At 60.8% G+C, this 12,815-nt stretch carries 14 protein-coding genes; 3 read left to right on the top strand and 11 right to left on the bottom strand.

The window, feature by feature from the left end; genetic code table 11:
• Positions 1-78 precede the first annotated feature (78 nt).
• Both tpx and ACK6BI_RS19315 read right to left on the bottom strand, forming a co-directional pair.
• Positions 79-579, bottom strand: coding sequence for a thiol peroxidase (gene tpx / locus ACK6BI_RS19320; protein ID WP_409318316.1), 501 nt, complete (start codon positions 577-579; stop codon positions 79-81).
• A gap of 132 nt (positions 580-711) precedes the next feature.
• Positions 712-1,155, bottom strand: a complete 444-nt coding sequence (locus ACK6BI_RS19315; protein ID WP_409318315.1) for an SRPBCC family protein — start codon at positions 1,153-1,155, stop codon at positions 712-714.
• A 133-nt stretch (positions 1,156-1,288) separates the two neighbouring features.
• Here ACK6BI_RS19315 and ACK6BI_RS19310 point away from each other — a divergent pair, with 133 nt between their 5' ends.
• Complete coding sequence (locus ACK6BI_RS19310) at positions 1,289-1,714, top strand: YciI family protein (protein WP_409318314.1); 426 nt, start codon at positions 1,289-1,291, stop codon at positions 1,712-1,714.
• Between the two features lie 60 nt (positions 1,715-1,774).
• On the opposite strand, the gene ACK6BI_RS19305 is transcribed toward ACK6BI_RS19310, so the two are convergent.
• The 4 genes from ACK6BI_RS19305 to ACK6BI_RS19290 form a co-directional block, all read right to left on the bottom strand.
• A complete protein-coding gene (locus ACK6BI_RS19305; RefSeq protein ID WP_409318313.1) occupies positions 1,775-2,446 on the bottom strand; it encodes a DUF3313 domain-containing protein in 672 nt (223 codons plus the stop codon).
• 115 nt (positions 2,447-2,561) lie between these two features.
• Complete coding sequence (locus ACK6BI_RS19300; protein WP_409318312.1) at positions 2,562-3,536, bottom strand: hypothetical protein; 975 nt, start codon at positions 3,534-3,536, stop codon at positions 2,562-2,564.
• Positions 3,537-3,665: 129 nt separating this feature from the next.
• Entirely contained in the window at positions 3,666-4,145 is a 480-nt protein-coding gene (locus ACK6BI_RS19295) for a DUF934 domain-containing protein (RefSeq protein ID WP_409318311.1), read from the bottom strand.
• The gene (locus tag ACK6BI_RS19290; RefSeq protein ID WP_409318310.1) at positions 4,142-5,815 is read right to left on the bottom strand and encodes a nitrite/sulfite reductase; all 1,674 of its coding nucleotides are present in this window, start codon (positions 5,813-5,815) and stop codon (positions 4,142-4,144) included. Before ACK6BI_RS19290 ends, ACK6BI_RS19295 begins: the two co-directional genes overlap by 4 nt.
• Positions 5,816-6,134: 319 nt before the next feature.
• On the opposite strand from ACK6BI_RS19290, the gene ccoN reads away from it, so the two are divergent.
• Together ccoN and ACK6BI_RS19280 are read left to right on the top strand one after the other, a co-directional pair.
• Positions 6,135-7,562, top strand: a complete 1,428-nt coding sequence (gene ccoN, locus ACK6BI_RS19285) for a cytochrome-c oxidase, cbb3-type subunit I (protein ID WP_409318309.1) — start codon at positions 6,135-6,137, stop codon at positions 7,560-7,562.
• A gap of 15 nt (positions 7,563-7,577) precedes the next feature.
• Complete coding sequence (locus ACK6BI_RS19280; protein WP_409318308.1) at positions 7,578-7,799, top strand: cbb3-type cytochrome c oxidase subunit 3; 222 nt, start codon at positions 7,578-7,580, stop codon at positions 7,797-7,799.
• Positions 7,800-7,882: 83 nt separating this feature from the next.
• Here ACK6BI_RS19280 and ACK6BI_RS19275 read toward each other — a convergent pair whose 3' ends face one another.
• From ACK6BI_RS19275 to ACK6BI_RS19255, 5 genes are all read right to left on the bottom strand, one after another.
• A complete protein-coding gene (locus ACK6BI_RS19275) occupies positions 7,883-8,860 on the bottom strand; it encodes a LysR family transcriptional regulator (RefSeq protein ID WP_409318307.1) in 978 nt (325 codons plus the stop codon).
• A 159-nt stretch (positions 8,861-9,019) separates the two neighbouring features.
• Positions 9,020-9,976 (bottom strand): peptidylprolyl isomerase, encoded by a 957-nt coding sequence (locus tag ACK6BI_RS19270; protein ID WP_409318306.1) that lies wholly within the window; start codon positions 9,974-9,976, stop codon positions 9,020-9,022.
• Complete coding sequence (locus ACK6BI_RS19265) at positions 9,973-10,440, bottom strand: YbjN domain-containing protein (protein ID WP_409318305.1); 468 nt, start codon at positions 10,438-10,440, stop codon at positions 9,973-9,975. The genes ACK6BI_RS19270 and ACK6BI_RS19265 overlap by 4 nt, the downstream gene beginning before the upstream one ends.
• A 17-nt stretch (positions 10,441-10,457) precedes the next feature.
• On the bottom strand, positions 10,458-11,087 hold the full coding sequence (locus ACK6BI_RS19260) for a DNA repair protein (protein ID WP_409318304.1): 630 nt from the start codon (positions 11,085-11,087) through the stop codon (positions 10,458-10,460).
• A 17-nt stretch (positions 11,088-11,104) separates the two neighbouring features.
• Complete coding sequence (locus ACK6BI_RS19255) at positions 11,105-12,802, bottom strand: putative porin (RefSeq protein WP_409318303.1); 1,698 nt, start codon at positions 12,800-12,802, stop codon at positions 11,105-11,107.
• Positions 12,803-12,815 lie beyond the last annotated feature (13 nt).

The following is a 12,815-nucleotide window of genomic DNA, read 5'->3' as shown; positions in this document are numbered from 1 at the left end:
CAAGGTGTGAGCCAAAACACTGATACACAAATGAAAACGGCCTGGACAGGGCCAGGCCGTTAACAATTGTAAAAGCGCTTATTTCAATACGGCGAGGGCCGCGTCGTAGTTCGGCTCTTCAGCGATTTCCTTGACCAGTTCGCTGTGCAGCACAACGTCGTTTTCGTCCAGAACAACCACCGCACGGGCAGTCAGGCCTTTGAGCGGGCCGTCAGCAATGGCCACGCCGTAGTTCTGAATGAACTCGGCGCCACGCAGGGTCGACAGGTTCTGTACGTTTTCCAGGCCTTCTGCGCCGCAGAAACGCGCCTGGGCGAACGGCAGGTCAGCCGAGATGCACAGAACCACGGTGTTGGCCAGTTCGTTGGCCTGGGCATTGAATTTGCGCACGGAAGTCGCGCAGGTCGGGGTGTCGACGCTCGGGAAGATGTTCAACACTTTGCGCTTGCCGGCGAAGTCTTCCAGGGTGACGTCGGACAGATTGCCGGCTACCAGGGAAAAGGCTGGCGCCTTGAAACCGGTCTGTGGCAGTTGGCCGTTGACTTGAACCGGGTTGCCTTTGAGAGTGACTTGAGCCATGAACGGTGTCCTTCTTAACGTTGTTGGGAAAGCATGCAAGAGGCGGAAGTTAACCACGAAATTGTCCGACGACCTATGCCTGAACTGAAATTGTCATGGGTAACCCCGCAGGATTGGATACAACCCTGAGCCCTAACCGAGCAATTGCAGCATGTTGCGATGCCGGGCCTCGAAGATGTGGCGCATGTAACCGTTCACCAGCAGTCTTTCGCTGAACGCCCCGCCAATCGCCGAATAGGTGACGCGGTCGGTGTACAGGGTACCGCCCTCGCCCGCTGCCACCCGATGTTCATGACGAAAGGCACGCAAAGGTCCCTTGAGCATTTCATCGACGAAATGTGTGTCGCCGACTTCGCGGATCGTCACCGTCCAGTTCGACGGGATCAGGTTGAACATCCAGTGCCGGAAACGAAATTGCCGGCCGGCTTCGATGCGCAGATTGTTCAGGTCGATATCCCCCAGCGGCGTCACGCGCTCGGGGAAGATCTTCGGGAAATTGACGCCCTCCAGACAGAAATCGAGCACTTCTTTCGGGGTGCGATCGGGGATCAGCGTGGTGAGTTCCAGGGTGGGCATGGCGGACACATTCCGTATGAAAGGCGATGCTTGTTAAAACGCGAGTCTGCATCTTTTATTTAACGACCTGTCGATTCAAGCCCTGGTCGTTCGACAAAGCTGTGAATCCCCCTACTTCTCACGGAGAAACACCATGCGCTTCATGATCATTGTCAAAGCCAGCCAGGACTCCGAAGCCGGCGTGATGCCCAGCGAACAGTTGCTGACCGACATGGGCAACTACAACGAAGAATTGTCCAAGGCCGGCATCCTGGTTTCCGCCGATGGCCTGCACCCGAGCAGCAAGGGCGCCCGCGTACGTTTCAGCGGCGAGAAACGCAGTGTGATCGACGGTCCGTTCGCCGAAACCAAGGAGCTGATCGCCGGATACTGGATCTGGGACGTGAAATCGAAGGAAGAAGCCATCGAGTGGGTCAAGCGCTGTCCCAATCCGATGCCGGGCACCGAATCCGAGATCGAGATTCGCCAGGTTTTCAGCGCAGAAGACTTCGGTGCCGAGTTCACCCCGGAACTGCGCGAGCAGGAGGAGCGGATTCGCGAACAGGCCAAAAAGCACTGACAGCCCCGCTCTCGCCAACCGGCCTCCACGACTCACGCCGTGGAGGCCACCAGGCCCGTTTTATTTGGACTTCATTTTCAGATAGGACTGGTGCATGTCAGACGCCCAGCCATCGATCACGGCTTTCACGTCATCGGCTTTCATGACCTGAGAGTCGTTTTCCAGAGGCTTGCCGGTGCCCTTGCGCACGACCTGCGCCACCACCTTGTTGTTGCCACCATCGAGGAACACGGCTTCGGTGGCCAGGGTGGTTTCCTGATCGCGACTGCCGCTGGCGGTCGTGACCGCTGCCGCCACCAGGGCAATCGGGATCACTTCATAGGCATGCAGCCCCTCGGTCTTGCTGCTGACCGCCGTAATGGCCGCCCGCACCACGATCACACCCGGGCCAGGCCCGGCGGCCAGCGGCAAGGACTTGCCCACTTCGCGCTTTAGTGCCTGGTCGTAGTACGCCGTGATGCCATTGAGGGTCTGTTGCGGGATTTTTACCGTTGGCTGAGGCTTGGGATAGAGCTGGGTCGGTTCGATATAGACGCTGGTGAACTTGTTGATATCGAGCTTGGGATCGACCCAGCGCATGACCTCGGCACCGGACGGTGATTTGGCCTCCTTCAGCTGGCTATAGTCCTTGAGGAAGCCTGAATACTCATCCGGAGCGACGGTTTTGCTGGAGCAGCCCACGACTCCAAGCGTGGCAATGCACAGGGTGCTCATCATTACGGCTAGCTTCATGCTGTAACTCCTGTCAGAAGGCCTGATTTGTTGCATCGAGGAGTTACAGGTATAGCTAAATCCACAGGCTTTGCCCTGGCCGAAATCATAATTCACGCCAGGGTGCGGATCCGCCTCACCAGGTCGACGTCTCCCCGCTGCGCAACGCCATCTCCCGCCGGCTATTGAGCCGCATCGCCTTGACCAGCGAGACCGTACCCACCAGCAGAATCGCCGCGCCGAACAGAAAGTCGATGTTGTACAGCTGGAAATCCTGCACCGGCCCCACCAGCACCGTGCGCACCACGCCGATCCCCACCAGCGTGGCGAGGAAGTCGATGCCCGGCTCGTCGCGGTAGAACACCAGCAACAACGGCAGGCACAGCACCAGCAGCATCAGCAGCACCACAACCTTGAACGAGCCTTTGCGTTCGACACTGAACGCACATTCATGGGCGCCATACGCCTTGTAGTCTTCGTCGCGGACCACCGAGCCTTTCTCGTTGATGTAATCGGCGCGGTTGTACTTCTGGATCGGCGTGAAGGTATTGGACATCTCCATCAGCGTGGTGATGTTCTTGAAACGCAGGTCGATGCGCTCGTTACCCTTGAGGTAATACAGCACCGGTTTGTAGCCGTAGCGATAGGTGTCGAAAGGGAATTCGGTGACCTGGCCCTGAACGCCGATCGGTCGCGATTCGAGCTGGGCAAAGGCACTTTTATCCGTCGAGGCCAGGTTGCGGCTCAACGGCAGCACTTTCACCTGTTCCAGGAAGATCGGCGTGACGCCGTAGGACCACTGTAACGGTTCCAGGCGCAGACGCAATTCGTTGCGGCCCAGGTCATAGCGGTTGAAGGTGCGCTCTGAAACCACCACCGCACCGCTGAGCATGAACTCGCCGCGCAGGTTGTTGGTGATGCGCAGGGTCAGTTGATCCTTGCCCTGCAGCGCTGCATCCGGGGACGGCGGCGTGCCGCACCACGCGGTGCTTTCGCCGACACCGCCGAGCTGGCCACCGCGGTTTTCATTGAATACGTAGATGTAGCCGGCCCACAGCGTCAGCATCAACAGCAACGCGGTGAGGCCCAGAATCTTTTTGCCCGGACTCACTGATCAGACTCCCTTCTTCGTTCCGTCGTCCAGCCGAAAACCCGCTGGCGACGGGGACTCTACCAAAAGGCCAGCATCGACCCAAGGAAAAATCCCCGATTCATCAGGGTTCTAAGGGTTTCCCCTGCCTCACCTGCGCCGGAACAACGGCCGCGGCTCGATCACCGAGCGCCCGTACAACACGCTCATTCCCGCCAGCCCCTTGAGCGCATCCTCGGCGGATTTGTCCTCGCGCACGGCGAAGCTGTCGAACCCGCACTGGCGCATGTGGCTCAGTTGATCACGCAACACATCGCCAATGGCCCGCAACTCGCCTATCCAGCCGAAACGGCTGCGCAGCAGATAGGCCTGGCTGTAGGCACGGCCGTCGCGAAAGCTCGGGAAATCCAGGGCGATCAACGGCAGCGAGGCCAGCCATGGCAGCAGACTTTCGACGCTATCGTCGGGTCCCAGCCAGACTGCGTGGGTCGAGGGTGATTCGAGCCAGTGGGCCAGCGGCAGAATCAGCATCCCGGAACCGGACGCTGTTTCAGGTGAACGGATCAGCGTCCACGGATCGTCGAGCACGATCCGCGCCCCGCCCGCCTCCATCCGCAGCAGATTGTTCATGCCGACACCTCCAGGGCTTTCGGGTAGACCCGCTCCTTGAAAGGCTCCAGGCCGATGCGTGCCACGGTATCGACGAACAGTTCTTCGGCCTCGCGGTAACGGACGAAGGTGCCGATGATCCGTTCGATCACCTGCGGCACTTCGGCGGCGCTGAACGACGGGCCGATGACCTTGCCCAGCGCGCTGTTCTTGCCCTGTGCCCCGCCAAGCGTGATCTGATACCACTCGCTGCCGTTTTTATCGACGCCGAGAATTCCGATGTTGCCGATGTGGTGATGGCCGCAGGCGTTCATGCAGCCGGAGATGTTCAGGCTGATGTCACCGAGGTCATGCAGGTAATCGAGGTCGTCGAAGCGCGCCTGAATCGCCTGGGCGATGGGGATCGACTTGGCATTGGCCAGCGCACAGAAATCACCGCCGGGGCAGGCGATGATATCGGTCAGCAATCCGGCGTTGGCGGCGCCCAGCCCCTGTTCCTGCGCCAGTTGCCACAACGCATACAGCTCGGATTTTGGCACGTCGGGCAGCACGATGTTCTGTTCGTGGGCGATGCGGATTTCGCCGAAGCCGAAGCGCTCGGACCAGTCGGCCACGGCCAGCATCTGCAAACCCGTGACATCCCCCGGTGGCGAGGCCGGACCCGGCTTGGTCGACAACACCACGCTGGTGTAGCCCGAAACCTTGTGCGGTTGCACATTGCGCGCAACCCAACGGGCGAACGCCGGGTTGTCGGCCAGGTGCGTGCCAAACTCCAGGTCGGTCCCGGCCAGCGTGCGATAGTCCGGCGGCACAAAGGCGCCGGCGACCCGCCGGTATTCATCGTCGGTCAGTTGTGCCGGGCCGTCCCTGAGGTGTTGCCATTCTTCCTCGACCTCTTTGGCGAACGCCTCGATACCCAGCGCCTTGACCAGAATCTTGATCCGCGCCTTGTACTTGTTGTCGCGCCGGCCGTGACGGTTGTAGACCCGCAGCACCGCCTCGACGTAGGACAGCAGGTGTTGCCACGGCAAGCCGTCGCGGATCTGCAGACCGAGAATCGGCGTGCGCCCCAGACCGCCACCGACGATCACTCGCAACAGCATCTGCCCGTCGCGACCGGGGTAAAGGTACAAGCCGATGTCATGCATCATGATCGCCGCGCGATCCTGTTTCGCCGAGCAGATGGCGATCTTGAATTTGCGTGGCAGGAACAAAAACTCCGGGTTGATCGTCGACCACTGCCGCAGGATCTCCGCCAGCGGACGCGGATCGATCAACTCGTCCGCCGCGACCCCGGCGAAGGCTTCGGTGGTGATGTTGCGCACGCAGTTGCCCGAGGTCTGGATCGCATGCATGTTGACTTGCGCCAGGCGTTCGAGAATGTCCGGCACCTCGTGCAGTTCGATCCAGTTGAACTGCAGGTTCTGCCGCGTGGTGAAGTGGCCGTAGCCCCGGTCGTAGTCACTGGCGATGCTCGCCAACGTGCGCATCTGCCCGGCGCTCAGCGTGCCGTAAGGAATCGCCACCCGCAGCATGTAGGCGTGCTTTTGCATGTAGAGGCCGTTCTGCAGGCGCAGCGGCAGGAACTCTTCTTCGCTCAATTCCCCGGCCATGAAGCGCTCGACCTGGTCGCGAAACTGCGCAACTCGCTCGAACACCAGCGCCCGGTCGTAATCATCGTATTGATACATCGGCTACCTCATCAGCACTCAGCACAACTCCTGTGGGAACGAGGTATCTAGAGATTGCGCCAGATCGCGCAATCTCTAGATACCTCGTTCCCACAGATTCCTGAAAGCACTATGACGTTGCAGCGCAGCCCGTTACAGATTCACCTGAACGCATAAAAACCGTATCAGGGCGCGGCAGATGGCCGCAGGTAAAGCCTTGATCTGATCCGCATAAATGAACAATTCCTGAGCCTGTTTTGTTTCTGGCGGGGTTTCTACAGTGCAGCTCGTGCCAGACCGGGTGGCCTGGCAAGACTTTGCAACCGTGGAAGAATTGACCATGAGCACAGCAACAATCGGACAGGCTTATAACTACAAGGTCGTCCGCCAATTCGTTATCGCGACGGTTTTCTGGGGTGTGGTCGGGATGGCGATGGGGGTATGGATTGCCTCACAACTGGTATGGCCGGAGATGAATCTGGACTTGCCGTGGACCACCTTCGGGCGCTTGCGGCCGTTGCACACCAGCCTGGTGATTTTCGGTTTCGCCGGCAGCGCGCAATTCGCCGCCAGTTACTACGCGGTGCAACGTACCTGCCAGGTGCGACTGTACTCGGACAGACTCGCCGCGTTCACTTTCTGGGGCTGGCAAGCGGTGATCGTGATCATGCTGATCAGCCTGCCGATGGGCTACACCACCACCAAGGAATACGCCGAGATCGAATTCTCCGGCGCGGTGTGGATGGCCGTGGTCTGGGTGGCTTACGCCATCGTGTTCTTCACCACCGTGGTGCGGCGCAAGACCAAACACATCTACGTCGGCAACTGGTTCTTTGGTGCGTTCATCCTGGTGATCGCCATGCTGCACGTGGTCAATCACCTGTCGATCCCGGTGGACTGGTTCAAGTCCTATCCGGTGTATTCCGGCGCCACCGACGCCATGGTGCAGTGGTGGTACGGGCACAACGCGGTGGGCTTCTTCCTGACCACCGGGTTCCTCGGGATGATGTATTACTTCGTGCCGAAACAGGTCAATCGGCCGGTGTATTCGTACCGGTTGTCGATCGTGCATTTCTGGGCGCTGATCACCCTGTACATCTGGGCCGGCCCCCACCATTTGCACTACACCGCGCTGCCGGACTGGGCGCAATCCCTCGGCATGGCGATGTCGCTGATTCTGCTGGCACCGAGCTGGGGTGGCATGATCAACGGGATGATGACGCTGTCCGGCGCCTGGCATCAGTTGCGCACCGACCCGATCCTGCGTTTCCTCGTTCTGTCGCTGGCGTTCTACGGCATGTCGACTTTCGAAGGTCCGATGATGGCGATCAAGACCGTCAACGCCCTCTCCCACTACACCGACTGGACCATCGGCCACGTACACGCCGGTGCCCTCGGCTGGGTGGCGATGATCACCTTCGGTGCGACCTATCACATGGTGCCCAAAGTCTTCGGTCGCGAGCGCATGCACAGCACACCGCTGATCAACCTGCACTTCTGGCTGGCGACCATCGGCACCGTGTTGTACATCGCCTCGATGTGGGTCAACGGCATCACCCAGGGCCTGATGTGGCGGGCGATCAACGAGGACGGCACGCTGACCTACTCGTTCGTCGAAGCGCTGCAGGCCAGTCATCCGGGGTTCGTCGTACGGTTTGCCGGCGGGGTGTTTTTCCTGACGGGCATGTTGCTGATGGCCTACAACGTGTGGCGCACGGTGCGGGTTGCGGATGTTGCGATTGCCCACCGGCAAGCGCAGATCGCCTGATCAGGGGAGCCGGTCATGTTCGAGGTTTTTTTGAATGTGTTGGGCGTGCTGTTTCTGTGGCTGTCGGTGGAGTACTGCTTGCGCCATGAAACGGCTGAAAGCCTGGATGATGCGAGTCTGACGCCGTTTGCCGATGATCCGGAGGTGGCGCGGCGAGTGGAGCTGGCCACCGGCAAGACCGTGAAAGCGGTGGCGCCGGAGGTGGCCAGACCGGGGTGGATCAATCTCGAAATGTGATTGTATCTGGGACAGCTCCATCACCCTTGATCGTTCCCACGTCGAGGCGTCGAACCGTCTGCGTGGGAACGATCGAAGAAAAACTACTCAAACCACTCCTGTCGCTCATTGAACGTGCGTTGAATCAACTCCACCAAGGTCTGCACCTCCCCGACCTCCTGCGATTCACTGTTCACCGCCAACCACGCCTGCAACCGCATCGCCTCGTCAAACACCCCCGGCAACGCCACCAAACCGCGATCAAACCGGCTCATGTACATCGGCAACAACCCGATGCACGCACTGCAACGAATCATCTCCAGCATCAGTTCATAAGACTGCATCTGCACCACGCCAGCCAAGCGCTGTTCGACCAGTTCATTCCACGGCCGGAAGCTGTCGATCTGTCGGTCATGCTGCCATTGCACCAGCATGAAATCGGCAAGGTCGTCCGGGCTTTCGGGGCGTGCAGTTACGCGGGAGTAACGTTTGGCAATGTGCGGCTGGTATTCCAGTTGCGCCAGACGTTGCGGTTCGCTGGTGGCGAAGGTCGGGCCGGGATGCGGGGTTTCGCCATGGGCGAGCCACAACACGATGTCCGCACTGACGGCGCGCAGGGCCAATTCGCTGTCGAGGGCGATGATTTCGAGACGAACGCTGGCGTTGCGGCGCAGCAGTGCGATGAGGTCGCGGCCGAGGATGTCGTGCAGGATCGATTCGGCGACGGCCAACCTGATCAGGGGTTGCTCGATCACCGGCAATTTGCGTTCGTGGGCCAGCGCGACCAGTTGCGCCTGCAATTGCTGGCCTTCGCGGGTCAGGGTCAAGGCGCTGCCCTGGAAGCTGAACAGCGCGCATTGCAGTTGCTGTTCAAGCTGCGCCAGCTGTTTGCGCAACAGGGTCGAACGCACGTTGAGGCTGCGGGCGGCCTGCATGAAGCAGCCGCAACGGGCGCTGACCAGAAAGTATTGCGCGATGTCGCCCTCGATTTTCGCGACCTGCGCCAGCCAGGGTTCGGCCTTTTCCTGCGGCCAGCGAAAATCGGGACTGCCCTGTCGTCCTGCGGGTTCGGTGAATGACATCGATGACTCCCTGTCGATCTTTGTTTGTTCGAATCCATCACTCAGTGGTGAGTTTCATCGTGGCGAGGGAGCTTGCTCCCGCCGGTGCGCGCAGCGGCCCCCAAGGAAGGCCTGCTTCGCAGACCAGCGGGAGCAAGCTCCCTCGCCACTACGCCCTCATCACTGCGGTATCTGCTTGCCTTCCAGCACCTTGTTGAGTTCGGCCCCGTCGATGCTCAGCGTCGCGGTATTGAGCATGCCGTCCAGATACGCCTGGGCGATCTGTTCCTGACGCTGCGCACGCAAGGCCTGGGTCAGTTGATCACGCAGTTCATCAAGGGTCGCGGTGCGGGCCGGTTGTTGTTCGGTGAGTTTGATCACGTGAAACCCGGCGCTGCTTTGCACCGGCTCGGAGACCGCGCCGACCTTGAGTCGCGCCACGGCACCACGGACTTCCGGCACCAGTTGCTGCAACGGTTGCAGACCGGTATCGCCGCCGCGTTCGGCAGTGAGCCTATCCTGGGAAAATTCCTTGGCCAGTGCCGCGAACTCCGCCGGGGTTGCCTGGGCTTTCTTGCTCAACTCCACCGCCTGCTTGCGCACGGCCTCAAGATTCTGCGGCTCGTTCACCCCGAGGAAAATCTGGCTGACCCGATACAGCGCCGGTGTCTGCCAGTTGGCCTTGCCTGCGTCATAGGCCTGCTGCAACTCGGCGGCGCTGGGGTAATCCGCCGGGACTTTACTCACCGACTGCAAATAGTCGCGAAACACTATTTGCTCAGTGGCGGCACGAGTCTGCCGAACCACGTCCGGACGCTGCGCCCAGCCCTGGGCATCGGCCTGTTCCAGCACGGCTTTTTCAGCCAGACGTGAACGTATCCAGCGCTCCAGCGCCTCGCGATTGCCGCGCAGTTGCTCGCGAGTCTGCGGTGGAACAGCCGCCAGCAACGCCTGCAATTCCTCCGGCGTGACCTGCTGATTGCCCAGTCGCGCCACCGCCGGCCCGGCACTGGCGCCCACGACCGGCGCCGGTTGCTGGGCGGCGACCGGGTCATTGCCCGGCCGCACCACCAGCGCCACGGCCACCACCAACAGCGCCACCGCAGCGGCGCTGATCACCATGGCAGGTCTGGTCACAGCGCAACTTCCTCTGACTCGGCTACTTTGGCGGCTTGCGCGTTGCTGTTCTGAGTGAAGTCACGCAGATACACGATGAACTCCTGCAACAGGCGATCCCACAGTTCCAGATTGCCGCGCAGGTAATCGCTGCTGACGCCAGCGGCCACCACCACGTCCATTTCCATCACCAGAAACTCGCCCTGCAACGACAACCGGGCAAAGCGGCGGGTCGCGTTCCACTGCTCGGCCACACCCGCCGGCAGCTCACCCTGTACGCGCAATGCGCAGCTGAAGGTGAAGTCGACGTAGCTGCCCTGCTCCACCACCGCCGGGTTGCCGAAACGCACGGCGTAACCGATGCCCTGGCTGGCGCTGAGCAACTGGACGATGCCGTTCTGTTCGGTCTGGTTGACGCGATAACCGGCGGTTTGCAGCACTTCGGTCAGGGATTGCGGGGATACGTGACTGATCAATTGAGTCATGACTTCTTCCTTGTTCATCAGTGTGCGAGCGCCGCTTGTGGCGCATCGAATTGGGTCTTGTACAGTTCATCGCCAAAGCCCTGGGCCAGTTCATCGAACTTGACCCGGGCACTGCCGGCAAAGGGCTGGCGGATCTTCATCACCTCGGCCACATCGATGTTTTCGTAGGCGGTGAGGATCTGCTTGGCCACGCCGTACATTTGCTGATTCTTGACCGAACATTGCTGCACTTGTGTGTCACGTTCGGCCAATTGCGCCTGAAGCTTAGACCGTTCTGCCTCTTTGGCACGGGCCATGACCAACAGCTCGTCATAGGCCTTCTTGAACTTGCCGACCTGCTCGTTGCTGGCCGCCACCTGGGCCCGGGCCTGACTGTGCAGGCTTTGCTGCTGCCCCGCCAGTTGCTCGGCGAGGCCTTTGGCCTTGGCCAGTTCGGCGGTCAATTGCTTGATTTGCGCCTGCGCTGCCTTGGCTTCGTTCTGCGCTGCCAGTTGCGCGGCGCTGGCCTGTGCCTGCTGGCTTTGCAGGGTTTGCAGTTGCTGGGTGGTACTGCGCAACTGGGTGCGCAGGCGCTCTTCCATGCCTTCGGCGCTCGCCCCGGCGGCAATCAACATCCCCAGTCCAAGCCATAAAAAGCGGATTTTCATAACCCTCTCCCGGCGCCCTAGAAGCGCGTGTTGATCTCGAGCTGCAGGACGTCGATGTCGAACGGCGCGCCATACACCGCCTCGGTGCTCATCCAGCGACCGGTGGCGTAAACGTTCTTCGCCAGACCGTAGTTGCCGCCGAGGATGTAGCCCTTGGCGTTGGTGCCGCCGAGGTGGAACGACGAGTCGTTGAAACCGTCCGGCAAGGCATCCGGCTGGATGTACTTGTAGCCGGCGAATAGGTTCCAGTCGCCCTGCTTCTTCAGGTCCAGCGCGTTGCCCAGGGTGAACTGCACCATCCACGCATTGGCGCCACTCTCGATGTTGCCGTTGCTGTCGAGGTTGTTGACCAGTTGCCCCGCCGAGCGCTTGCGCATGTCGCCTTCGTCGTAACCAAGGTTGTGGATGTAGTTGCCCTGGCTGCGCAGTTTGAAGTCGGCAGGCAGGTCGGCGTCCCAGACCAGGTTCAGGTCCAGCAGGTTGAACTCCGAGGCCAGACCGACGAATTGCGGCTGCGGCGTGGTGGTCGGGTTGAGCGGATTCGGCGTGATGTCACGCAGCAGGAATACGCTGTTGCCCTTCTGCATGAACGCCGCACGGGTGCCGTCACTGTCGCAGCCCGGCGCTCCGGCCCAGGGTTCGCAAGGGCTGGAGCGCTGGCCTTCGATGTCATCGAAACGGTAATAGGCCAGCGCGCCTTTCAAGCGGTGGTTGCTGTTGATCGCCCACTTGGCGCCGATCTGCGCGCCGTACAGCCACTTGTTGTCGCTTTCTTCCTTGTCGAAGCCGTTGCTGGTGGTGGTGTCGTTGGTGTAGTCCACCGGGAATGCGCCGACGGTGCCGAACACACTCCAGTCGCGGCTGAGCTTGTGGTCGAAAATCGCCGCCACACCGTCGAAGTTCAGGTCGTTGGAATACAGCATGTCGGTGGACATGAACGGGTTGGCGAAGCGGCCACCGGTCAGGGTCAGTTGATCCGACGGCTTCCAGGTCAGGTAACCCTGATCGAGCCAGATGTCCTTTTTGGCAAAACCGCCGCCGAGGTTCTGGGTGGTCGACACCGGGTTGTTGTCGGATCCTGTGCCGATGCGGATGCCGGCGGTCCATTGCGGCGAAATCTCCGCTTTCATGCCCAGACGCGCACGCAGGCGGAACACGTTGGTACGGTCTTCACGGGTATTGAGCAACGGCGGCAACGCGGTGCTGCTGTTGGGGTTCACGTCGTACGGGCCGTTGTTGTTGAGCTTGGCGAAGTCGACGATTTCGTTGCTGTTGCTGCCCGAGTAATAGCGCGATTCGTCCCGCAGACGAATGTCGCCGTCGAAGCTGATGCGTGATGCCCAGTCCGGAAACGTGTTGGGCGCCGCCCAGTTTTCCTGCCTGGCGGTGGCCATGACTTCAGCCTTGACCTGATCGCGGATCTGCTCGCGCACCGCCGCCGGCACGTATTGCACCCGCACATCGCCCGGTGCGGCGACCGGCCCGGCTGCCACGGCAGTAGACGCCGCAGCCTGTCTGGCCTGGGCCGCTTCGTTCTGGGCCTGGGCGATCAGCGCGTCGGCCTTGTCCTGTTTCAGAATGCCCTGCTCGACCAGCAAGCGGATCAGATTGATCGTGGCGTTCTCCGAGGGCGCAGGCGCTGCCGCGGCCTGACCGACCAGGGTCGCGATGACCATGCCGACCGCCAGGGACAATCGATTCACGTTGGAAATCATCTGCACACAACTC

The organism is Pseudomonas sp. KCJK9016 (assembly GCF_046231795.1).
Taxonomy (GTDB): domain Bacteria; phylum Pseudomonadota; class Gammaproteobacteria; order Pseudomonadales; family Pseudomonadaceae; genus Aquipseudomonas; species Aquipseudomonas bananamidigenes.
This window is presented reverse-complemented; position numbering and strand designations above follow the sequence as displayed.

Bases quoted from the DNA above. Each gene is read 5' to 3' on its own strand.
- tpx (WP_409318316.1), bottom strand. From the start codon at position 579: ATGGCTCAAGTCACTCTCAAAGGCAACCCGGTTCAAGTCAACGGCCAA.
- ACK6BI_RS19315 (WP_409318315.1), bottom strand. From the start codon at position 1,155: ATGCCCACCCTGGAACTCACCACGCTGATCCCCGATCGCACCCCGAAA.
- ACK6BI_RS19310 (WP_409318314.1), top strand. From the start codon at position 1,289: ATGCGCTTCATGATCATTGTCAAAGCCAGCCAGGACTCCGAAGCCGGC.
- ACK6BI_RS19305 (WP_409318313.1), bottom strand. From the start codon at position 2,446: ATGAAGCTAGCCGTAATGATGAGCACCCTGTGCATTGCCACGCTTGGA.
- ACK6BI_RS19295 (WP_409318311.1), bottom strand. From the start codon at position 4,145: ATGAACAATCTGCTGCGGATGGAGGCGGGCGGGGCGCGGATCGTGCTC.
- ACK6BI_RS19290 (WP_409318310.1), bottom strand. From the start codon at position 5,815: ATGTATCAATACGATGATTACGACCGGGCGCTGGTGTTCGAGCGAGTT.
- ccoN (WP_409318309.1), top strand. From the start codon at position 6,135: ATGAGCACAGCAACAATCGGACAGGCTTATAACTACAAGGTCGTCCGC.
- ACK6BI_RS19280 (WP_409318308.1), top strand. From the start codon at position 7,578: ATGTTCGAGGTTTTTTTGAATGTGTTGGGCGTGCTGTTTCTGTGGCTG.
- ACK6BI_RS19275 (WP_409318307.1), bottom strand. From the start codon at position 8,860: ATGTCATTCACCGAACCCGCAGGACGACAGGGCAGTCCCGATTTTCGC.
- ACK6BI_RS19265 (WP_409318305.1), bottom strand. From the start codon at position 10,440: ATGACTCAATTGATCAGTCACGTATCCCCGCAATCCCTGACCGAAGTG.
- ACK6BI_RS19260 (WP_409318304.1), bottom strand. From the start codon at position 11,087: ATGAAAATCCGCTTTTTATGGCTTGGACTGGGGATGTTGATTGCCGCC.
- ACK6BI_RS19255 (WP_409318303.1), bottom strand. From the start codon at position 12,802: ATGATTTCCAACGTGAATCGATTGTCCCTGGCGGTCGGCATGGTCATC.